17 protein-coding genes and 1 pseudogene are annotated in these 21,434 nt (G+C 63.0%); 17 read left to right on the forward strand and 1 reads right to left on the reverse strand.

The genetic code is table 11. From position 1 onward, the window contains the following. Positions 1-49 precede the first annotated feature (49 nt). The 13 genes and pseudogenes from argS to fusA form a co-directional block, all read left to right on the forward strand. Positions 50-1,807 (forward strand): arginine--tRNA ligase, encoded by a 1,758-nt coding sequence (gene argS, locus EB235_RS20060; protein ID WP_027029299.1) that lies wholly within the window; start codon positions 50-52, stop codon positions 1,805-1,807. A 103-nt stretch (positions 1,808-1,910) separates the two neighbouring features. Beyond that, positions 1,911-5,306 carry an SPOR domain-containing protein gene (locus EB235_RS20065; protein WP_027029298.1) on the forward strand — a complete coding sequence of 1,132 codons (3,396 nt, stop codon included), beginning with the start codon at positions 1,911-1,913 and terminating at the stop codon, positions 5,304-5,306. 185 nt (positions 5,307-5,491) lie between these two features. After that, on the forward strand, positions 5,492-6,511 hold the full coding sequence (gene nagZ / locus EB235_RS20070) for a beta-N-acetylhexosaminidase (RefSeq protein ID WP_027029297.1): 1,020 nt from the start codon (positions 5,492-5,494) through the stop codon (positions 6,509-6,511). 62 nt (positions 6,512-6,573) lie between these two features. Continuing rightward, positions 6,574-7,374, forward strand: coding sequence for a segregation and condensation protein A (locus tag EB235_RS20075; RefSeq protein WP_015317531.1), 801 nt, complete (start codon positions 6,574-6,576; stop codon positions 7,372-7,374). Beyond that, a complete protein-coding gene (gene scpB / locus EB235_RS20080) occupies positions 7,371-8,135 on the forward strand; it encodes an SMC-Scp complex subunit ScpB (RefSeq protein ID WP_027029295.1) in 765 nt (254 codons plus the stop codon). The genes EB235_RS20075 and scpB overlap by 4 nt, the downstream gene beginning before the upstream one ends. Before the next feature lie 181 nt (positions 8,136-8,316). Further along, on the forward strand, positions 8,317-8,538 hold the full coding sequence (locus EB235_RS20085; RefSeq protein WP_013895102.1) for a twin-arginine translocase TatA/TatE family subunit: 222 nt from the start codon (positions 8,317-8,319) through the stop codon (positions 8,536-8,538). Between the two features lie 32 nt (positions 8,539-8,570). After that, positions 8,571-9,395, forward strand: coding sequence for a Sec-independent protein translocase protein TatB (tatB, locus tag EB235_RS20090; protein WP_027029294.1), 825 nt, complete (start codon positions 8,571-8,573; stop codon positions 9,393-9,395). Continuing rightward, positions 9,392-10,267: a twin-arginine translocase subunit TatC gene (tatC, locus tag EB235_RS20095; protein ID WP_027029293.1), complete on the forward strand. Its 876-nt coding sequence runs from the start codon at positions 9,392-9,394 to the stop codon at positions 10,265-10,267. Before tatB ends, tatC begins: the two co-directional genes overlap by 4 nt. 104 nt (positions 10,268-10,371) lie before the next feature. Then, positions 10,372-11,676, forward strand: a complete 1,305-nt coding sequence (serS, locus tag EB235_RS20100; protein ID WP_027029292.1) for a serine--tRNA ligase — start codon at positions 10,372-10,374, stop codon at positions 11,674-11,676. Further along, positions 11,676-12,434 carry a 5'/3'-nucleotidase SurE gene (surE, locus tag EB235_RS20105; RefSeq protein ID WP_027029291.1) on the forward strand — a complete coding sequence of 253 codons (759 nt, stop codon included), beginning with the start codon at positions 11,676-11,678 and terminating at the stop codon, positions 12,432-12,434. The genes serS and surE overlap by 1 nt, the downstream gene beginning before the upstream one ends. After that, entirely contained in the window at positions 12,431-13,084 is a 654-nt protein-coding gene (locus EB235_RS20110) for a protein-L-isoaspartate(D-aspartate) O-methyltransferase (RefSeq protein WP_027029290.1), read from the forward strand. Before surE ends, EB235_RS20110 begins: the two co-directional genes overlap by 4 nt. A 321-nt stretch (positions 13,085-13,405) precedes the next feature. Beyond that, the gene (locus EB235_RS20115; RefSeq protein WP_027029289.1) at positions 13,406-14,920 is read left to right on the forward strand and encodes a peptidoglycan DD-metalloendopeptidase family protein; all 1,515 of its coding nucleotides are present in this window, start codon (positions 13,406-13,408) and stop codon (positions 14,918-14,920) included. 138 nt (positions 14,921-15,058) lie between these two features. After that, positions 15,059-15,970: pseudogene (gene fusA / locus EB235_RS20120) on the forward strand (elongation factor G); the annotation flags it as partial. Between the two features lie 49 nt (positions 15,971-16,019). Here the strand turns inward: fusA and EB235_RS20125 are convergent. Continuing rightward, positions 16,020-16,910: an ATP-binding protein gene (locus EB235_RS20125; protein WP_027029288.1), complete on the reverse strand. Its 891-nt coding sequence runs from the start codon at positions 16,908-16,910 to the stop codon at positions 16,020-16,022. A gap of 272 nt (positions 16,911-17,182) precedes the next feature. Between EB235_RS20125 and yajC the strand changes: the two genes are divergently transcribed. The 4 genes from yajC to EB235_RS20145 are packed head-to-tail and all read left to right on the forward strand — an operon-like array spanning position 17,183 to position 21,368. After that, positions 17,183-17,494: a preprotein translocase subunit YajC gene (gene yajC / locus EB235_RS20130; protein ID WP_027029287.1), complete on the forward strand. Its 312-nt coding sequence runs from the start codon at positions 17,183-17,185 to the stop codon at positions 17,492-17,494. Positions 17,495-17,545: 51 nt separating this feature from the next. Continuing rightward, complete coding sequence (gene secDF, locus EB235_RS20135) at positions 17,546-20,095, forward strand: protein translocase subunit SecDF (RefSeq protein ID WP_027029286.1); 2,550 nt, start codon at positions 17,546-17,548, stop codon at positions 20,093-20,095. Positions 20,096-20,122: 27 nt separating this feature from the next. Further along, positions 20,123-20,515 (forward strand): Mth938-like domain-containing protein, encoded by a 393-nt coding sequence (locus EB235_RS20140; protein WP_027029285.1) that lies wholly within the window; start codon positions 20,123-20,125, stop codon positions 20,513-20,515. Between the two features lies 1 nt (position 20,516). After that, entirely contained in the window at positions 20,517-21,368 is an 852-nt protein-coding gene (locus EB235_RS20145) for a phytoene/squalene synthase family protein (RefSeq protein ID WP_027029284.1), read from the forward strand. The last annotated feature ends 66 nt before the right edge of the window (positions 21,369-21,434 follow it).

Here is a 21,434-nt window from a genome sequence, read left to right on the forward strand (position 1 = left end):
TTGCCGGCCAACGAGCCGGATTCGCCATAAAGCCGCCAGAGCAATACCCATGAACATCTTCGCCGATTTCACCGCGCGAGTCATAAAGGCTGTCGAAGCGCTTGGTCTGAAAGACAAGGACGGCGCTTCGCCCGACCTGTCGCGCATTGCCGTCGAACCGCCGCGTGACGCCAGCCATGGCGACCTCGCGACCAATGCGGCGATGGTGCTGGCCAAGCCCACCGGGCAGAATCCGCGTGTGCTGGCCGAGACCCTTGCGCAGGCGCTGCGCGCCGATGCTGATGTCACGGCCGCCGAAGTCGCCGGTCCCGGCTTCGTCAATCTCAGGCTCAAGGACGGCTTCTGGCATGCGCATCTGACCGCGCTGCTTGGGGAGGGCCGCAACTATGGCCGCTCGACGATCGGCGGCGGCCGGAAGACCAATGTCGAATATGTTTCCGCCAATCCGACGGGGCCGATGCATGTCGGCCATTGCCGGGGGGCTGTGGTTGGCGACGCGCTTGCCAATCTGATGGCGTTCGCCGGTTACGACGTGACCAAAGAGTATGTCATCAACGACGCCGGCTCGCAGATTGATGTGCTCGGGCGCTCGGCCTTCCTGCGCTATCGCGAAGCGCTGGGTGACGACATCGGCGAAATACCGCCCGGTCTCTATCCGGGCGATTACCTGATGCCGGTCGGCCGGGCGCTGGTCGCCGAATTTGGCCGCAAGCTGCTGGAAATGCCCGATGACGAGGCGCTGGCCATCGTCAAGGACCGCACCATCGACGCGATGATGGCGATGATCCGCGAGGATCTGGCGCTGCTCAATGTGCATCACGACGTGTTCTTCTCCGAGCGCACGCTGCATGCAGACAATGCCAAGAAGATCCGGTTGGCGATCAACGATTTGACGTTGAAGGGCCATATCTACAAGGGCAAGCTGCCGCCGCCCAAGGGCGAGAAGCCGGATGACTGGGAAGACCGCGAGCAGACGCTGTTCCGCTCGACCGCGGTCGGCGACGACATGGACCGGGCGCTGGTCAAGTCCGATGGTGCCTTCACCTATTTCGCCGCCGACGTGGCGTATCTGAAGGACAAGGTCGATCGCGGCTTCGTCGACCTGATCTATGTGCTTGGCGCCGACCATGGCGGCTACGTCAAGCGGCTGGAAGCGCTGGCGCGGGCAATTGCCGGCGACGAGGTCAAGCTCACCGTCCTGTTGTGCAATCTGGTCAAGCTGTTTCGCGATGGCGAGCCGGTCCGTATGTCGAAGCGGTCCGGCGATTTCGTCACGTTGCGCGAAGTGGTGGAGGAGGTGGGTCGCGACGCGATCCGCTTCATGATGCTCTATCGCAAGAGCGATGCGCCACTGGACTTCGACTTTGCCAAGGTGACCGAGCAGTCCAAGGACAATCCGGTGTTTTATGTGCAGTACGCTTCGGCGCGCTGCCATTCTGTGTTCAGGCAGGCGAGCGAGCAGTTGGGCGAGGCGAATTTCGATCGCAGCGGTCTGGCGGCCGCAGTGGATTTGCTGACTGACGAGGGCGAGCTCGGCCTGATCCGCAAACTCGCCGAATATCCACGCCTGATCGAGTCCGCCGCTCTTGCGCTGGAGCCGCATAGGCTGGCATTTTACCTCTATGATCTGGCTTCCAGTCTCCACGGACACTGGAACCGTGGCACGGAAAATCCGGACTTACGTTTTGTTAAGGTTAACGATCGTAAATTGACGCATGCCAGACTAGGGCTGGTGCAGGCTGTTTCGGACGTTCTCACGTCCGGCCTGACGCTGATCGGAGCCGCTGCGCCCACCGAAATGCGTTAGGTTTGACTAAAAAACCTGTCACCTTTTGCCCACATTGCGCTGGTATGGGCCAACCCTGCGCGACGTCCATGGCGTCCGAATGAGTGCGAGTTCGGGAACAATAATGGCAGACAGAACCCAGCTGAGAATAGCCGACAACAACGACATCGCCGCCGATGATCCGTTCGCGGAACTGACCAGGATCATGGGCTTCGACCCACGCCAGCCGGTCAAGCCGCAGTCGCCCGCTCAGCCGAAAGCCGACGAGTTGGCACAAGAGGGCGATTTCGACATCGACCTCGAAAAGGAAATGATGGGCGAGTTCGACGCTGGTGACAGCGCCGCCGCTCCGCTTGTCGAGGCTCATGAGCCGGCATTCGAAGCGGCCGCCACCGCATCGGACGACGATTTTGCCGTGTCGCTCGACGATGATTTTCATCGTCTGGACTTCACGGGTGCCGACGACCATGCGGTCGATGCCCGCCATGTGAGCCCTGATGCGGTCGAAACCGCGCCAGTCGTCGAACCTGCCTTCGACGTCGATTTCGACAATGCCGTCGCCAGTTCGCTCGAAGACGTGTCGCCCTTCGAGGAGGATCTGCCGATGGAGGACGAGCTAGCCGCGTCGCTCGATCACGATTTCCACATCGAGGTCGAGGCCGAAGAGTCCCAGCAGGCCGCTGCCGAAGTGCCGGTGGCTGCCGCCTCCGATCATGAATTCGACGACGCGGTCGCGATTTCGCTCGAAGACGAGCTGATGCTTGACGACCATTCACTTGACCACCACTCAGCGGATCAGCGCCATGCGGCGGCGACCGCGGTCGACTATCCGGAGCCGGCCGCCACGCATGAGGCCCAGGCGATTTCCGACGAGGATTTCGCGGGTCACTTCGACGACGCCCTGGCGGATGTCGATATGGATTTCGACGTTCAGGCGGACGAGCCGGTGGCCGTTGACGGGGCGCAAGCGCACGAAGTGTTCGCCGATGCCGTGGACGCGAGGGGCGCGATTTCAGAGCCTGAAGCCGTGTCGGATGACGCTTTCGATCTGGACCTCGACGACGCGTTCGCCGAGGAGCCGGCGGCCGAAATTGCTGCCGCCTCGGTCCAGCCGGTGGCACCAGCAGCTCCAGCAGCCATCATGGCCGAGCCGGTGCGGGCGCCCGTGGCGAACGAGCGGAGCCTCGAGGACGAGTTGAATGCACTTCTGGGCGCCATGACCGCGCGCACGCTGCCGTCGGCCAAGGAGCCTGTCGCTGCTCAGCCAGTCATGGTTCAATCCGTTATGTCTCAGCCGGCTGCTGCTCCTGTCCAGGCGCCTGTCGCCGTGCCTGCAAGGGCTGCCGAGGAACCTGCCGATCTTGTTGGCGATCTCGACTGGGATCTCGATGAGCATGCGCCCGGGGATCTGCATGCCTCCAGCGCCGCTCACACCGATGCCGATCTCGACAATCTGCTGCTCGATGAGCTCCAGGGCCATGATCTTGGCGCCGATACCGCTGATGTCGATTTCGACAATGACGCATTCGATGCGGCCTTGGCCAGGAGCCTCGATCCGCACGACACGGCAGCCTCCCGGCAGGACCAGGCTGATTCCCTTGACTGGTTGGCCGAACGCTCCGCGCCGACGGAGCCGACCCGTTCGTGGAGCCGCGTGACGCCGGTTCCCCAGCAGCCGGCATTTGCCGCGCAGCCGGCCGCTTCGATGGCAGCCAGCACCGTCGCGTCGGCAATGGCTCCATCTGTGGCTGTGGTGCCGCCCTACCGTGCGCCCGAGCCGGTTGCTGCTGCCCCCTATGCAGCCCCCGTATCCGCACCGCAGCCGCGACAGTCCTCGCGCTACGAAGAGATGCCCGATGTCGAGACAGTCGATGTGCCGGAGCGTGTCGTGGCGCTGGCGGACGATCTCGACATTCCCGAGCTGCATTTCGAGGAAGATGAGCCAGCCGCATCAGGCTATGACGATCTCGACGCCGAATTCGCCAGCCTGCTGACTGAAATGAATTCGGTGGAAGTCGCTCCTGCTGCTCCCGCGAGCAGTGCTGCTTATGCCGATGACTCCTACAATGCCGGATTCAATCCGGGATATGCGGCGGTCAATCAGGGGTATGACGCGGTCAATCCGGGCTATGAGACACAGGCATATGAAGCGCCCAAACCGGGTTATGACGGGGTCAAACCGGCCTATCAGCCGGAAGCGCGGACCTATGCGGCACGACCGGCGGAAATGCCGGCTCGTGCTGCCGCGAACACAGGCTATGCCGATGCCTCCGACGGCTTCGATCTCGACAATCTGCCCGGCAGTCAGCCGGTCTCGCAGGCGGATGATTTTACTGTCGACGAGCTCGACTATGATCCCGAACTGGACGAGGCGATGTCCGTTCCGGGGCTCGGCGAACGCGAGGCGGCCAAGCCCGCGCGCCGGCGCGGCCTGTTGCTGGCCGGGATTGTCGGCGCTGTGGTGGTTGCCGGTGGCCTCGGTGCCTTCGCGCTGTCCTTCGGCGGCAAGCATGGCAGCGAAGCTCCTGTCATCGTCAAGGCCGACAATTCGCCGATCAAGGTCAAGCCGGAAAATCCGGGCGGCACCGTGGTGCCGAACCAGGACAACAAGGTCTATGACGCGGTGATCAAGGGCGCCAAGCCCGCCGAGCCGGTCCAGCAAAAACTGGTCACCAGCACCGAACAGCCGGTGGATGTGCAGGCCAAGGATCCGGCCCGCGCCATCGATCTTTCCGCGGATCAGAGCGCTGCCGCCGGCGGAACGGATGACGGCAATGCCGTGTCGACCGCGGGCGCCGCGCCCGCCGACAATGCGGCACCCGCGCCGAAATCCGAGGATCGCATCGCGCAAGTGCTGCAAGATACCGACAAGGGCAACAGCACCGATGTTGTCGCCGTCGCGCCACGCAAGGTGAGGACGATGGTGGTGAAGTCGGATGGTTCGCTGGTGCCACGCGAGGATCCCGCACCCGCCGCACCGCAGGCGTCTGCCGCTGAACCGACCGATCCGGCGCCTCAGCATGTCGCCCCGGCGCAGGCCGATGCCGACCAGACCGGCACAGTGCCGACCGCTGCCGCCCAGTCGGATGACGAGCCAGCCCTCAAGCCGGCAGCCAAGCCCGCTGCTGCGCCCAAAGCCACCGCCAAGGCACAATCCGCTAACACGCCCGCCAAGGTTGCGGTCGCGCCGCAACGCCCGTCCGACCAGCCGGTCGATGTCGTCGGCGAGGTCAAGCCCGATCAGGTGGCTTCGATCGATCCGGCCGCGGCCGGTGGCGGTTCGTGGTCGATGCAGGTTGCGTCGCAGCCGACGATCGAAAGCGCGCAATCGAGCTACCAGGATCTGCAGCGCCGCTATGGCAGCGTGCTTGCTGGCCGCACCGCCAACATCGTCAAGGCCGAGATCGCCGGCAAGGGCACGTTCTACCGCGTCCGTGTCGTGGCCCAGTCGCGCAACGATGCCATCAATCTGTGCACCAGCTACAAGGCTGCCGGCGGTAACTGCTTCGTCTCGCGCTAAACGCCGATCAACCAATCAAGCCGGCGCGGCCCAAGGCCGCGCCGGCTTTTTCATGTGCCCAGCGTTTTTCATGTGCCCAGCGTTTTCATGTGCCGGGTGTTTTTCATGTGGAAGCACTTCTGGCGTTGGATCGTCTGCGACCCGAGACGATTCCCTTTGATCGCGCGAAGCCCTAGACTCCTGATATGACCGAATCAAAATCCATGATCCTCGGCTGTGCCGGGAAATCGCTCACCCGCGAAGAAATCAATTTCTATCGCAATGAATGCCCATGGGCGTTCATCCTGTTTGCCCGCAACATCAGCGAGACCGAGCAGATCCGCGATCTGGTCGCCGAGATGCGTGACTGTATCGGGCGTCCGGACGCTCTCGTCTTCATCGACCAGGAAGGCGGCAGGGTGCAACGCCTGCGGCCGCCCCTGGCGCCAAACTATCCGGCGGGCGGGGCGCTTGGCGCGCTGTGGCGCGACGATCATGACGCCGGCGCCCGTGCCGCATGGCTGATGGCGCGGCTGCACGCCTTCGACCTCTTACGCTACGGTATCACGGCGGATTGCCTGCCGGTGCTCGACGTGCCGATCGAAGGTGCCAGCGACGTCATCGGCGCGCGCGCCTATGGCAAGGAGCCGAGACCCGTGATCGAACTCGGCCGTGCGGCGGCCGAGGGGCTGATGGCGGGCGGCGTGCTGCCTGTGATGAAGCACATTCCCGGCCACGGCAGGGCTTTTGCCGACACGCATTTCGAGCTGCCGGTGGTCAACGCCTCGCTGAGCGATCTGCAGCGGCACGATTTTGCCCCGTTCCGCGAGCTCAACCATCTGCCGATGGCCATGACGGCGCATGTCGTCTATAGCGCCATCGACCCCAACAACCCGGCGACCACCTCCGGCAAGGTCATCGATGAGATCATCCGTCGCGAGATCGGGTTCGATGGGCTGTTGATGAGCGACGACACCTCGATGAAGGCACTTTCTGGGGATTTCCCGACAAAGGCGGCCTCGATCCTTGCGGCGGGGTGCGATCTGGTCCTTCACTGCAATGGCGTTTTCGAGGAGATGGCGGGCATTGCGTCGCGCACCAAGGGGCTTGAAGGCAAGTCACTGGAGCGCGCAAAGCGGGCACTGACCTATATAAAGAAACATGATGCGGTTGAAGAAACCGAGATACGCGCTGAATTTGCCACCTATTTCGATGCGGTGGCCTAACCAGAGGAAGTAACAGGGCTGTGGCGGAAACATTGGAAAGCAAGGCCGCGAAGGCCGCACCGATGGACCGTCTGTGGGCCGAGAATGACGATTCACGCGTCACCGGCGATCCGTCGCTGGTCGTCGACGTGGCTGGCTTCGAAGGCCCGCTCGATCTTCTCCTGCATCTTGCCCGCACCCAGAAGGTCGATCTGGCGCGCATTTCGATCCTGGCGCTGGTCGAGCAGTATTTGACCTTTGTCGAGACGGCGAGGGCGCTCAGGCTCGAACTCGCCGCCGACTATCTGGTGATGGCGGCGTGGCTGGCCTTCCTCAAGTCGAAGCTCCTGATCCCCAAGCAACCGGGCGAAGAGGGCGAAAGCGGCGAGGAACTGGCGGCGGTGCTGCAGTTCCGGCTGAAGCGGCTGGAAGCGATGCGCGATGCATCGGCGCGGCTGGTCAACCGCAACCGGCTCGGCCGCGACGTGTTCGCGCGTGGCATGCCCGAAATGGTCATCATCGAGAAGCGCAACGCGTATTCGGCGTCGCTCTACGATTTGCTGACCGCCTATGCCCAGCAGCGGCAGAAGCAGGCGATCAACAATGTGACGATCGCCAGGCGCGGTGTCTGGTCGCTGAAGGACGCGCGCGACATCCTGACCCGGCTGGTCGGGGCCGTAAGCGACTGGACGACGCTGGAAAGCTTCCTGATCGTCTACATGACCAGCCCCGAGGAAAGGCGCACGGCTATCGCCAGTTCCTTCGCGGCAACGTTGGAACTGGTGCGCGACGGCACGATGGACGTGCGGCAGGATCAGACGTTTGCGCCGATCTATCTGCGCGGCCGCACGCAGGCAATCAAGGCAGTCGAGGTGGCATCATGAGCGAACGCGCCAACGCGTCCGTGATCCCGTTCAAGGTCGAGGATGAGCCGGATCGGGAGCTGTTTTCCGAGGAGGCGGCAGAGCAGGTGCAGAACCCTGGTGAGCGGCTGCACATGGCCGAAGCCGTGCGCATGGCCGAGGCTATCGTGTTCGCCAGTGCTGAGCCCGTGAGCGAAAAGCAACTTGCGGCCCGGTTGCCCGATGGCATCAACATCGCGGCGGCGATGGCTGATCTGCAGCAGATCTATGCGCGGCGCGGCGTCAATCTTGTGCGCGTCGGCGATGCCTGGGCGTTCCGCACAGCCGGTGATCTCGCCTTCCTGATGAGCCGTGACACGGTGCAGCAGCGCAAGCTGTCGCGGGCGGCCCTCGAAGTGCTGGCGATCATCGCCTATCACCAGCCGGTGACGCGCGCCGAGATCGAGGATATCAGAGGCGTCGAGACCTCGAAGGGCACGCTGGACACGCTGCTTGAGACCGAATGGGTGCGCATGCGCGGCCGCCGCAAAACGCCCGGCCGTCCCGTCACCTACGGCACCACCGAGACCTTCCTCGACCATTTTGCGCTCGAGGAAATCCGTGATCTCCCCGGGATGGAGGAGCTGAAGGGCGCGGGCCTGCTTTCGGGCCGCATGCCGTCGAATTTCTCCATTCCGCAGCCGCCGGCCGACCCGGACGCATTGACCGACGACGAGGATCCGCTGACAGACATCGATCTGGAGGAACTCGGCCTGCTGACGCCGCGCGTCACGGAAGATTGACCCGTCGGCCTCTGTCCAAGAGCGCCGATAGGTCGTAGATGCGCCGATTGGTAGCGGGCCAGCGAGTCGAAAAAGCGTGACATCCGTCACCCTTTCAGAAACTCTGTCGCTGTTGTGTTTGAATCCCAACGCGAAAACGCATAGATCATCGCCAGGGAAAACATTCGAGAGAGATTTTGCTATGGGTTCATTTTCGATTTGGCACTGGATGATCGTGCTGGTGATCGTGCTGCTGGTGTTCGGCCGCGGCAAGATTCCGGAGCTGATGGGCGACATGGCCAAGGGCATCAAGAGCTTCAAGAAGGGCATGGCGGACGACGACGTCGCCGAGGACAAGCGCACCGTCGAACACCGTGCCGACGAGACCGTTTCGGCCGTGAAGGAAAAAGCCAGCAAGAGCTGAGCTAAAAAAAGTTCTAGTCGGAACAGATTGCCATGTTTGAAGTCGGCTGGACCGAAATGCTGGTGATTGCGATCGTCATGATCGTGGTCGTCGGGCCGAAGGATTTGCCCAATATGCTGCGTACCTTCGGCCGCACGACGGCGAAGCTGCGCGCCATGGCGGCCGATTTCCAGAAACAGTTCAACGAAGCGCTGAAGGAAGCCGAGCTCGACGACGTCAAGAAGTCGGTCGACGAGCTCAGGGGCCTCAGCCCGGTTGCCGAGATCAAGAAGCAGCTTGATCCGTTCCAGCAGGCGGCGGCCGATGTACGTGCCGGCGTCGACGCTGCGATGAAGCCGAAGCCGGCCGCCGATCCATCGGCGCCCGCTGCTTCGACGCCACAGGCGGCTGAGCCGTTGAAGAACGGCGCGACGGAAATGCCTGGTGTCAGCGGGCCACAAACCGCGCCCGCAACGCCCATATTCCCGGCGATGACGGATGAATCGGTGGTGACGGCATCCAAAGAACCTGCCGTGGCGCCAAAGGCGGCCAAGAAAGCTGCCAAGACGGCTCCGGCGGCAAAGGCACCGCCCAAGGCTGCGACTTCCACGAAGACGGCGACGGCAGAAGCCGCACCGCTGGCGAAGGCAAAAGCCGCACCTGTGGTGACGGCGAAAACCGCACCCGTGGTGAAGGCCAAAGCTGCGCCCGCGTCCAAGGCGTCGACAAAGGCCGTGGCAGCGGCAAAGCCTGAAACCGCCGCTGTGACGAAGCCCGCGCCCAAGACAGCTGCTCCAAAGACCGTGGCGAAAGCCGAGCCGAAACCTGCGCCCGCGAAGAAGCCGGCGTCCAAGAAGACGGCTGGAGCCGCCAAGTGAGCGTTTCGGACAAGGAAAAGGACGAGATCGAAAAATCGTCCGCTCCGCTAATGGAGCATCTGATCGAGCTGCGCAGGCGGTTGATCTGGTCGCTGGGCGGCTTCTTCGTCGCCTTCCTGGTTTGCTTCTTCTTCGCCAAGCGGCTGTTCAACCTTCTGGTCGTTCCGTTCAAATGGGCGACGAAATGGGCGGGGCTTGATCCGCACAAGGTCGAACTGATCTACACCGCGCCGCAGGAATTCTTCTTCACGCAGGTCAAGCTCGCCATGTTCGGCGGCATGGTCATCGCCTTTCCGCTGATTGCCACGCAGATCTACAAGTTCATCGCGCCCGGGCTCTACAAGAACGAGCGCAACGCTTTCCTGCCGTTCCTGATCGCGTCGCCGGTCCTGTTCCTGATGGGCGCCTCGCTGGTCTATTTCTTCTTCACGCCAATGGTGATGTGGTTCTTCCTCGCCATGCAGCAGGTCGGCACCGACGACCAGGTGCAGATTTCGCTGCTGCCGAAGGTGTCGGAGTATCTCAGCCTGATCATGACGCTGATCTTCTCCTTCGGTCTGGTGTTCCAGCTGCCGGTGGTGACCAGCCTGATGACGCGCGTCGGCATGCTGTCGTCCAAGGCGCTGGCCGAGAAGCGCAAATGGGCGATCGTCATAGCCTTCATCGTTGCGGCCGTGCTGACACCGCCGGATCCGATGAGCCAGATCGGCCTGGCCATTCCGACCATCCTTCTCTACGAGGTCTCGATCTGGGCCGCGCGCTGGATCGAGCGGGATCAGGAAAAGCAGCGGGTGGCGCGCGAGAAGGAAGAGGCCGGGGAGACCGTGGCGGATAAGACGCCCGACGAGCCACCGCCGCCGGCTGCTTCGTAAAGGCAACGGGCAGCTACGGAAAAAGACAGTCGCTGCCCAGCCTATCTTGCATCAATCAAGGATGCGGTTTACGCCCTCTGGCCTAGCTTGAGGACGGATAGACCATGCTTGACATCAAATGGATTCGCGACAACCCGAAGGCCCTTGCCGAGGCGCTGGTCAAGCGCTCGTGGTCGGCTGACGAGGCGCAGTCCACGGTCGATGATTTGATCGCCAGGGACGAGGCGCGGCGCGAACATGTCACCGAGCTGCAGACCAAGCAGGAGCGCCGCAACGCCGCCTCGAAGGAGATCGGCAACGCCATGCGTTCGGGCGATGCCGCCCTTGCCGAAAAGCTGAAAGGCGAAGTCGGCGACATAAAAACCTTCATCCAGAATGGCGAGGCGCGCGAGCGCGAGCTCGACAAGGCGCTCACCGATGCGCTGGCGGTGCTGCCCAATGTGCCGCTCGACGATGTGCCGGTTGGCAAGGACGAGCATGACAATGTGGTCAAGCACGTCGTCGGCACGGTGCCGACGCGGCCGAACTGGGTGAAGGAGCACTTCGAGATCGGCGAAGCGCTCGGCATGATGGATTTCGAGCGGGCGGCAAAGCTGTCGGGCTCACGCTTCACCGTGCTCAAGAGCGGCCTAGCGCGGATGGAACGCGCGATCGGCCAGTTCATGCTAGACCTGCACACGACCGAGCACGGCTATGAGGAAGTGATCCCGCCGCTGATGGTGCGCGACGAGGTGTTGTTCGGCACCAACCAGTTGCCGAAGTTCGAGGAAGACCTGTTCTTTGTGCAGCACGGGGAGGGCAGGCTTGGCCTGATCCCGACCGCCGAGGTGCCGCTCACCAATCTCGTGCGCGAGGAGATCACGGCGCATGAAAAGCTGCCTCTGCGTTTCACCGCGCTGACGCCGTGCTTCCGCTCGGAAGCAGGCTCGGCCGGACGCGACACGCGCGGCATGCTGCGCCAGCACCAGTTCTACAAGGTCGAACTGGTGTCGATCACCGATCAGGAATCGTCGCTCGCCGAGCATGAGCGGATGACGCAATGCGCCGAGGAAGTGCTGAAGCGGCTGGAACTGCCGTTCCGCACCATGGTGCTGTGCACCGGCGACATGGGTTTTGGCGCCCGCAAGACCTACGACATCGAGGTCTGGCTTCCAGGCCAGAACGCCTATCGCGAGATTTCGTCCTGCTCGGTCTGCGGCGATTTCCAGGCGCGCCGCATGGATGCCCGCTACAAGGACAGGGATGGCAAGGGCAATCGCTTCGTCCATACGCTCAACGGCTCGGGCACCGCTGTCGGCCGCGCGCTGATTGCTGTCATCGAAAACTACCAGAATGAGGATGGCAGCGTAACCATTCCTGAAGTGCTGCGGCCTTACATGGGCGGTCTGGCAAAGATCGAAGCGAAATAATGCGCATTCTTCTGACCAATGATGACGGCATTCATGCCGAGGGCCTGGCGTCGCTCGAACGCGTCGCCCGCACGCTGTCCGACGATGTCTGGGTGGTGGCGCCGGAGCAGGACCAGTCCGGCTATGCCCATTCGCTGTCGATCTCGGAGCCGCTGCGGCTGCGCAAGATCGGCGAGAAGCATTTTGCCGTGCGCGGCACGCCGACCGATTGCGTCATCATGGGCGTGAAGAAAATCCTGCCCGGTGCCCCTGACCTGATCCTGTCCGGTATCAATTCCGGTGCCAACATCGCCGACGACGTGACCTATTCCGGCACCGTCGCCGGCGCCATGGAAGGCGCGCTGCTCGGCATCCGCTCGATCGCGCTCAGCCAGGGCTACTCTTACGTCGGCGAAGATCGCGTCGTTCCCTACGAGACCACCGAGGCGTTGGCGCCGGCATTGCTGAAGAAGCTTGTCGCCGCGCCGCTGCCCGACGGTGTGTTGCTCAACGTCAATTTTCCCAACTGCCTTCCCGAAGAGGTCGTCGGCACCGTGGTCACCTCGCAAGGCAAGCTCGTGCACAGCCTTTGGGTCGACGAGCGCCGCGACGGACGCGGCCTGCCTTACTATTGGCTCCGCTTCGGCCGCGAGCCGGTCGAAGGCAAGCAAGGCACCGACCTCCATGCGCTGCGCAACAGGCTGGTGTCGGTGACGCCATTGCAGCTCGACCTCACCGCGCATGAGATCCGTGACCAGCTAAGCAAGGCGCTTGCATGAACCACCCAGTCGATGATCGTGAGGGATTTGCCGCTTTCCTTTTACGCCTGCGCGGCAGGGGAACCGTGCCGAAGGCGCTGATCGCGGCTTTCGAGGCGACCCCGCGGCGCGGCTTCCTGGCGCCCCACTTCCACCAGATCGCCTGGTCGGACCGCATGCTGCCGATCGAATGCGGTGAGGCGATCGAAGGTGCCGACATGCAGGCGGCGGTGATCGCGGCCCTTGCCATCGAGCCCGGCAATCGCGTGCTCGAGATCGGCACCGGCTCGGGTTATACGGCGGCGGTAATGTCGCGGCTCGCAGCGCGCATCGTTACCATAGACCGCTACAAGAGCTTGACCGAGCAGGCGAAACAGCGCTTCGAAGCGCTTGGTATCGGCAACGCCATCGCGCGCCAGGCCGACGGTTCCGGCGGCCTGCCCGCCGAAGGACCGTTCGACCGCATCGTCGCCTGGGCAGCCTTCGACAGCCTGCCACGCTTCCTGCTCGATCAGCTTTCAAGCGGTGGCATCGTCATCGCGCCGATCGGGCCGGAGGAAGGCGAGCAGGTGCTGGCCAAGCTGACCAAGGTCGGCAGCCGTTTCGAGCGCGAGGACATCGGCATGGTCAGGCTGCAGCCGATCCTGCACAGTGTCGCCGCGGTGATCTAAGAGCAAGTGGGCCGGTTGGTCATGCAACGGGCGGCCGACAGCGCCGCATGTATGGCGCGTGAACAGGCGGCGCTGCTGCTCGATCCGTCTCGCTGAGATGTGCCGACCATCCCGGTCTGTGCCACGTATCCAGAGGATGCCAAGCCGTGATTGCCGGAGGCCGGCCATTTCTCGGCCATGGCTGGAACCTCTGACCGCCACCGTGAGGCTCTCCAAATGTTTTAAGAAAATTTTCGTCGGATTCTAATGGGTTAACCGCCCAGTAACATTAACGCGCTTTAATCCTGTCTCAGTTGGTGAGAGTTTGTGCGGGTTAGTGCGATGCAACTCAGTGTTTTGAAGACAAACAGTCGCAATCTGGCGCGGGGCTGCGCTGTTCTCATGATTGCAGGCGCGGCCGCCGGGTGCAGTTCCCAGGCTTCGCGGTTCAACAGCGTCGATGATGTCTTCACGTCCTCGACGAACAATCAGCGCGCTATCATCAACAAGCAGGATGCCGTGCAGCCCTATCCGGGCGATGTCTCCGCTGCTCCGCTCGACGGCGCCCACACACAGTCGGTGAGCCGCTCCAGCCTCGAGCCGGTTTCGAGCCGGCCATTGCCGCCGCCGGTTTCAGCCCAGGCCGCGCCTGCCGCCAATCCGGTGCGTGTCGCATCGGCCCCCGCCATGGTGCGCCCGGCGCCGCATCTCGACAGGACGGCAACCGGAACCGTCGAACCGGCTGCGAAGCCGTTCAAGAATGCTCAGCCCGACGCGCCGAAGATGGCCGAGGCGGGCAGGCCGCATGCAACCGAAATCGTCGTCAGGGACGGCGAGACGATCAATGGCATCGCGCAGCACTACAAGGTGCCGGCCGACGTCATCATGAAGGTGAACGGCCTGAGTGCAACCAAAGGGCTGAAGACCGGCCAGAAGCTGGTCATCCCTGCCTATGCCTATTCGAGCAAGGCAGAGCCTAAGGTTGCCGATGCCAAGCCGGCGAAGGATGGCAAGCACGATCTGCCGGCCACCGCGCCTGAAAAGGTCGCCGTGCTGCCGCAGCAGCCGAAGCTCAAGGACGGCAAGTCAGCTGCTCAGGTCGATGCGTCGGCCGCCGCAAGCCAGCCCAAGGAGCCCAAGCCCGCACAGGCGGCCAAGGCAACGGGTGCTGCCGGCACCTATACGGTCCAGTCGGGCGACACGATGTCCTCGATCGCCAGGAAGACCGGCGTCGGCGTTGTTGCACTGAAGCAGGCCAACGGCATGAAGGATGGCTTGCTCAAGATCGGCCAGACCCTGAAGGTACCCGCCGGCGGAACAGCGACGGTCGCCAGTGCCAAGCCGGCGAAGGTCGACCCGGTGACCACGGCCACCACGCAACCGGCCGCGAAGGCTACGCCTGCGGAGACGCTGGCATCGTACACGCCGCCGAAGAAAGATTCGAAGGTCATTCAGCAGGCTGAGGACGACGATGCGGTGGCGCCCGATGCCACGGGCATCGGCAAGATGCGCTGGCCGGTGCGCGGCCGGGTGATTTCGAGTTTCGGGGCTGGCAAGGACGGTGTCGACATCGCTGTGCCCACGGGTACGCCAGTCAAGGCGGCGGAGAATGGCGTCGTCATCTATGCCGGTGACGGGCTCAAGGAATTCGGCAACACGGTGCTGGTGCGCCACGAGAACGGCCTGGTCACCGTCTACGGCCATGCCAGCTCAATCGAGGTGCAGCGCGGCCAGAAGGTCAAGCGCGGCCAGGAGATCGCGCTCTCGGGCATGAGCGGCACGACCGACTCGCCGAAGCTGCACTTCGAAGTGCGCAAGAATTCGGCTCCGGTCGATCCGTCCGGCTATCTCGAATAGTCGGGGGCTATCTCGAATAGAATAAAAAAAGCGATTTGCGGGCCGTCTGACCTCCACTCCGGCCCGCCGGCTCAGCCCGTTCCGCAAGGAGCGGGCTTTTTCAGTTGAGTTCGATCCGTTGCAGACATCTGGCCAACCTGCGATCCTATCGACATGATGGAAAACCCTGCCGCGCCATGGCCTTTGCAGCAAGTCGCGATCGAGCCTAAGTCGAGGGCCAATCGGGAGAAGCTGCTTGTCGCTTTGTCTGAAGTGGCCGTCGAGGATCCGTCCTTCCGCGTCAACACCGACGAAGAATCCGGCCAGACGATTATTTCGGGTATGAGCGAACTTCACCTCGACATCATCGTCGACCGCATGCGTCGCGAGTTCAAGGTCGAGGTCAATGTCGGCGCACCGCAGGTGGCCCATCGCGAGACGATCACGCGCAAGCACGAGCAGGACTACACGCACAACAAGCACACCGGCGGTACCTGGCAGTTCGCTCGCGTCAAGATTCTCTTCGAACCGAATCCGGACAGCAGCGGGCTCCAGTTCGAGACCAAGATCGTCGGCGGTGCCGTGCCGAAGGAATACATCCCCGGTGTCGAAAAGGGCATCAACAGCGTCATGACGTCCGGCCCGTTCGCCGGATTCCCGATGATCGGCGTCAAGGCGACGCTGATCGACGGCGCTTACCACGACGTAGACTCCTCGTTGCTTGCCTTCGAAATCGCCGGCCGCGCCTGCTTCCGTGAAGCGGCACCCAAGCTTGGCGTGCAGCTGCTTGAGCCGATCATGAAGATCGAAGTGGTGGCACCAGAAATCCACGTCGGCAGCGTCATCGCCGAGCTGCACAGCCGTCGCGGCCAGATTCGCGGTCGGGAAACCCGAGACCTGGCCGTCGTCATCAACGCGACAGTGCCATTGGCCAACATGTTCAAGCTGGAGGATGCACTCCTTTCGCATTCGAAAGGGCAGGCACGCCTGAGTGCCAGCTATGCCGGATACGCCGCCGTTCCTCTACCGCCCGACGACCGCGACCCGTCGGCCGCCATGGCCATCGCCTGAACTCCAGTCTCCAAGGTCATTTGCCTGGACCAGCTGACTAAGTCTCGACCTAGTCCTTCAGCGGCTTGCCGAGCCGGCCGGCGAGGTCTTGGGTAAACTGCCAGGCAACGCGGCCCGAACGGGCGCCACGTGTCGTCGCCCATTCCAGCGCCTCGGCGCGCAGCTGCTCGGGGTCGATGTCGAGGCCATGATGGCTGGCATAGCCATTGATCATCTCGAGATATTCGTCCTGCGAACATTTGTGGAAGCCAAGCCAAAGCCCGAAACGATCGGACAGCGAGACCTTTTCCTCGACCGCTTCCGATGGGTTGATGGCGGTCGAGCGCTCATTGTCGATCATGTCGCGGGGCAGCATATGGCGGCGGTTCGAGGTGGCGTAGAAGATGACGTTGGCCGGGCGGCCTTCGACGCCGCCTTCGAGCGCTGCCTTCAGCGACTTGTAGGACGTGTCGTCATGATCGAAGGACAAATCATCGCAAAAAAGGATGAAGCGGAAGGGAGCTGCCTTCAGCAAGCCCATCAGTTTCGGCAGCGTGTCGATGTCCTCGCGGTGGATCTCGATGAGCTTCAGCGGCAGGTCGGATTTGGCCTTTTGTGATTGGGCCTTGGCGTTGGTCTCTGCATGCACGGCCTTGACCAGCGACGATTTGCCCATGCCACGCGCGCCCCATAGCAGCACGTTGTTGGCAGCAAAGCCGGCGGCGAAGCGCTCGGTGTTGTCGACGAGGATGTCGCGGACGCGGTCGACGCCGCGGATCAGGCCGATGTCGACGCGATTGACCTTGCGCACCGGCTCCAGATAGCCGGGATCGGCCTGCCAGACGAAGCAGTCCGCCTCGGTGAGGTCGGTTTCGGGCACCGCCGGCGGGGCGAGGCGGCCGACCGCCTCGATCAGGCGGTCGAGTTTCTTGTTGAGGGCGTCGATGATGCTGTCGGTCATTTCAGGTCTTTTGGTTCGTTTCCTGGGGTGGGCAAGTAGGACTCGATCGAATCCGTCGGCTTCGAAACCGGTTCCAACCTTTTGTTCGAGCGTGATCTTTTCGGAAAACCGGCTCGCGCTTTTCGCGATCATGCTCTAACACGCCTCAACAGGCCGGAAAAGCAGCCGATTTGCCCGGCCGCGCAGTTGCATTGACAACTTTACCGACTATATTCCGGCCAAATTTCAAGGGGGCCGCTCGCGGCCGTTTTTCAAGATTCAGGAGTACCTCAATGCCCGGCGCCTCTCCCGATATGTTCATCAGCATTTTGCCGTTTGTCCTGATTTTTGTGATCATGTATTTTCTGATCATCCGCCCGCAGCGCACGCAGCTGAAGAAGCGCGGCGAGATGCTGGCGGCGGTCCGTCGTGGCGACACGGTCGTCACCGGCGGCGGTTTCGTCGGCAAGGTGACCAAGGTGATAGACGACAACGAGCTCGAGATCGACCTCGGCGGTGGCACCAAGGTGACGGCGCTGCGCTCGACGATCGCCGATGTGCGCGTCAAGGGCGAACCGGTGGCCAACCAGAACGCCAAGAAATAACCTAATTCCAGGCGGAGCGATCCGCGGACACGCTCTGACGGACGACGCCATATGCTGTATTTTTCGCGCTTCAAGATGATCCTGATCTGGGTGGCCGTGGCCATCACAGTGATCCTCGCCGCGCCCAACCTGTTCCCCGCCAGCGTGCTGGCCCAGTTGCCCAGTTGGGTGCCGAAGCGGCAGATGACGCTCGGCCTCGATCTGCAGGGCGGCTCGCACATCCTGCTCGAGATGAACCAGAACGATCTGATCAAGGATCGGCTGGAGACGACGCGCGACGAAATCCGCACGCTGCTGCGTGACGCCAAGATCGGCTACACCGGCCTTGGCGGTACGGGGCGGACCTTGCAGGTCCGCATCACCGATCCCGCCCAGCTCGATGCCGCCAAGACGGCGTTGAAGACCCTGACCGATCCTGTTGCCGCCGGCCTGTTCACGGGCGGCTCGGTCCAGGAAATGTCGCTGGACGAGTCCGAGCCGGGCTTGCTCAAATTCACCGTCACCGATGCCGGCATCAAGTACCGCACATCGACGGCATTGGCGCAGTCGATCGAAGTGGTCGAGCGCCGCGTCAACGAACTCGGCACCACCGAGCCCATTGTGCAGCGGCAAGGCGACGACCGCATCCTTGTCCAGGTGCCTGGCCTGCAGGATCCGCAGCGGCTGAAGGAAATCCTCGGCCAGACCGCGAAGCTGACCTTCCAGATGGTCGACCAGTCGATGCCGGTGCAGGACGCCCTCAAAGGGCGCCCGCCCGCCGGCTCGTCGGTGCTCTATTCCCAGGACGATCCGCCGGTTCCGTACTTGATCGAAAACCGTGTCATCGTTTCGGGCGAGAACCTCGTCGATGCGCAAGCGACCTACAATTCGCAAAACAACGAGCCAGTGGTTTCATTCCGCTTCGATTCGAAGGGAGCGGCGCGCTTCGGCCAGGCGACCGCGCAGAATGTCGGCAAGCTGTTTGCCATCATCCTCGACAACCAGGTGATTTCGGCGCCGCAGATTCGTGAACCGATCCTTGGCGGCACCGGCCAGATCTCCGGCAATTTCAGTGCCCAGAGCGCCAACGATCTCGCCGTGCTGCTGCGCGCCGGCGCGCTGCCGGCGACACTGACGGTGATCGAGGAACGTACGGTGGGTCCAGGCCTTGGCCAGGATTCGATCCATGCCGGCAAGGTCGCAGGCATCATCGGTTCGGTTCTCGTCGTTGCCTTCATGTTCGTTGCCTACGGCTTCCTCGGCTTCCTGGCCAACATCGCGCTGGCGGTGCACGTGGCGATGATCGTCGGCGTGCTGTCCCTGCTTGGCGCGACGCTGACCTTGCCCGGCATCGCCGGTATCGTGCTGACAATCGGCATGGCGGTCGATTCCAACGTGCTGATCTACGAACGAATCCGTGAGGAACGACGTGCCGGCCGCTCCGTGATCCAGGCGATCGACACCGGCTTCACCAAGGCGCTGGCGACCATCGTCGATTCCAATGTGACCTCGCTGATCGCCACCGTGGTGCTGTTCTATCTCGGCACCGGACCGGTGAAGGGCTTTGCCATCACCTACGCCATCGGCATCCTGACCACGGTCTTCACCGCCTTCACCTTCACCCGTTTGCTGGTGTCGATCTGGCTGCGTCGGGCTCGCCCGAAGGAGCTGCCGAAGGCGCCCGTGACCTTCATCCCGCCAGGTACCAAGATCCCCTTCATGGGCATCCGGCGGTGGACGTTCGCGCTGTCGAGCGCGTTGTCGATACTGTCGGTCGTGCTGTTCATGAGCGTCGGCATCAATTACGGCATCGACTTCAAGGGCGGTTCGCTGATCGAGGTGCAGTCCAAGAGCGGTGACGCCAATCTTGGCGATATCCGCAACCGGCTGACGGAACTCAACATCGGTGAAGTGCAGGTGCAGCAGTTCGGCGCACCGAACGACGTGTTGATCCGCGTCGGCACGCAAGACGCCGGTGAAAATGCCGAGCAGACCGTGATCGACAAGGTGCGCGGCGAGTTGCAGGACCAGTATGATTTCCGCCGCGTCGAAGTGGTGGGTCCGACTGTTTCCGGCGAACTGGCCAAGCAAGGCACCATCGCCATGATCGTCGCGCTGGTCGGCATCCTGGTCTATGTCTGGTTCCGCTTCGAATGGCAGTTCGCTGTCGGCGCTATCGTGGCCACGGTGCACGATGTGGTCATGACGCTCGGCTTCTTCGTCATCACCGGGCTCGAATTCAACCAATCGTCGCTGGCGGCAATCCTGACCATCATAGGCTACTCGCTGAACGATACGATCGTCGTCTATGACCGCGTCCGAGAAGATTTGCGAAAATACAAGCGAATGCCGCTGCCGCAGCTGTTGAACAACGCCATCAACGAGACGCTGTCGAGAACGACGCTGACCTCCGTGACGACCAGCTTGGCGCTGTTGGCGCTGGTGCTGTTCGGCGGCGAGGTGATCCGCTCATTCACGCTGGCGATGCTGTTCGGTGTTGTCTTCGGCACCTACTCGTCGATCTTCATCGCCGCGCCGCTGCTGATCCTGTTCAAGCTGCGGCCGCAGGCCACGGCCGACGAGGAGAAGCCTGTCAGCGGCGGCAAGGCGGTCGCGACCTGACGCGCGGCCGCGAAGGGGTGACAATTTATGGCCGGCAAAGGCATCGTCATCCGCGAGGCGCATTTCCCTGGCCGTGCGCCGATCGAGGCCTATGGCAATGGCGGGTTCCGCTTTGCCGACATGTCGCATCGCGGCTCGCTGCTGTGCCTGCCCTCCGGCATCCATGGCTGGGAGCCGGCAAATCCCTTGGCGCTTACTGTGGCGGATTTTGACAGGCTGCTGGCCGAGGCCGATAAGGTCGAAATCCTGTTGGTGGGCATGGGCAAGGATTTGAGGCCGTTGCCGGCGGCGCTGCGGGCTGCGCTGAGAGAAGCAGGCATAGCCTCCGACCCGATGTCGACCGGGGCCGCGGTGCGCACCTATAATGTCCTTCTGGCGGAAGACCGCGCCGTGGCTGCCGCGCTCATCGCCGTCGATTGATATGGCGCAGAATGTTGAAATCGTCATGGATGCGGTGCGCGCCGCCGACCATGACCGCTATCTCACGGCGCTCTATGCGCCGGCCGACAAGCGCGATGCGCTGTTTTCGCTCTATGCTTTCAATGCCGAAATCGCGGGCATTCGCGATCGCATCCATGAAGCGTTGCCGGGCGAGGTGCGGCTGCAATGGTGGCGCGACCTCATCGCCGGCGACAATGATGGCGCAGGCATTGGCCATCCCGTCGCCGATGCGCTGAAGGCGACAATTTCCGCCCATCGCCTGCCTAAGCTGGCTTTCGACAACATGCTCGAAGCCCGCATCTTCGATCTCTACGACGATCCGATGCCGTCGCGCACCGATCTGGAAGGCTATTGCGGCGAAACGGCGGCAGCACTTATCCAGCTTGCGGCAATGGTGCTCGATCCCGTCGAGGCGCCGCGCTTTGCCGAACTGGCGGGCAGGGCGGGCTGTGCGCAGGCGATGACCGGCCTCTTGCTTCTGTTGCCGCTGCACCGCAGGCGCGGGCAGTGTTTTATCCCGGCCGACATCCTGGCGGCGGCTGGGTCGTCGCCGGAAGAGTTTGTTGCCGGCGATGGCGGGCCTGGGGCACAGCGCGCGGTCGCGGCGATGATCGCGCTGGCGCGCGAACACCTATCCGCTTTCGAGCAGGGCGCTGCAGGGCTACCGGCGTCGTTGCGTCCGGCATTCCTGCCACTGGCCTTGTCGCGCGCCTATCTCGACAGGATGGAAGGCTCGCGCCATTCACCGCTCGATGGCGTCGTGCGGCTGTCGGCCTTGCGCCGGCATTGGCTGCTGTTGCGTCGCGCCAGCAAGGGCTGGCTGGCACTTTGACGTAAACGTCAATCGTGTTAAGGAGTCCCCGAGCCGGAACTGTCGCCGAAGATGACAGGCCGATCG

The organism is Mesorhizobium loti R88b (genome assembly GCF_013170845.1).
Taxonomy (GTDB): Bacteria; Pseudomonadota; Alphaproteobacteria; order Rhizobiales; family Rhizobiaceae; genus Mesorhizobium; species Mesorhizobium loti_B.

Excerpts from the sequence above, each read along its gene's own strand:
- EB235_RS20115 (WP_027029289.1), top strand. The coding sequence starts at position 13,406 with ATGCAACTCAGTGTTTTGAAGACAAACAGTCGCAATCTGGCGCGGGGC.
- scpB (WP_027029295.1), top strand. The coding sequence starts at position 7,371 with ATGAGCGAACGCGCCAACGCGTCCGTGATCCCGTTCAAGGTCGAGGAT.
- secDF (WP_027029286.1), top strand. The coding sequence starts at position 17,546 with ATGCTGTATTTTTCGCGCTTCAAGATGATCCTGATCTGGGTGGCCGTG.
- argS (WP_027029299.1), top strand. The coding sequence starts at position 50 with ATGAACATCTTCGCCGATTTCACCGCGCGAGTCATAAAGGCTGTCGAA.
- nagZ (WP_027029297.1), top strand. The coding sequence starts at position 5,492 with ATGACCGAATCAAAATCCATGATCCTCGGCTGTGCCGGGAAATCGCTC.
- EB235_RS20140 (WP_027029285.1), top strand. The coding sequence starts at position 20,123 with ATGGCCGGCAAAGGCATCGTCATCCGCGAGGCGCATTTCCCTGGCCGT.
- EB235_RS20125 (WP_027029288.1), bottom strand. The coding sequence starts at position 16,910 with ATGACCGACAGCATCATCGACGCCCTCAACAAGAAACTCGACCGCCTG.
- EB235_RS20145 (WP_027029284.1), top strand. The coding sequence starts at position 20,517 with ATGGCGCAGAATGTTGAAATCGTCATGGATGCGGTGCGCGCCGCCGAC.
- tatB (WP_027029294.1), top strand. The coding sequence starts at position 8,571 with ATGTTTGAAGTCGGCTGGACCGAAATGCTGGTGATTGCGATCGTCATG.
- serS (WP_027029292.1), top strand. The coding sequence starts at position 10,372 with ATGCTTGACATCAAATGGATTCGCGACAACCCGAAGGCCCTTGCCGAG.
- surE (WP_027029291.1), top strand. The coding sequence starts at position 11,676 with ATGCGCATTCTTCTGACCAATGATGACGGCATTCATGCCGAGGGCCTG.
- EB235_RS20110 (WP_027029290.1), top strand. The coding sequence starts at position 12,431 with ATGAACCACCCAGTCGATGATCGTGAGGGATTTGCCGCTTTCCTTTTA.
- EB235_RS20085 (WP_013895102.1), top strand. The coding sequence starts at position 8,317 with ATGGGTTCATTTTCGATTTGGCACTGGATGATCGTGCTGGTGATCGTG.
- EB235_RS20065 (WP_027029298.1), top strand. The coding sequence starts at position 1,911 with ATGGCAGACAGAACCCAGCTGAGAATAGCCGACAACAACGACATCGCC.
- yajC (WP_027029287.1), top strand. The coding sequence starts at position 17,183 with ATGCCCGGCGCCTCTCCCGATATGTTCATCAGCATTTTGCCGTTTGTC.
- EB235_RS20075 (WP_015317531.1), top strand. The coding sequence starts at position 6,574 with ATGGACCGTCTGTGGGCCGAGAATGACGATTCACGCGTCACCGGCGAT.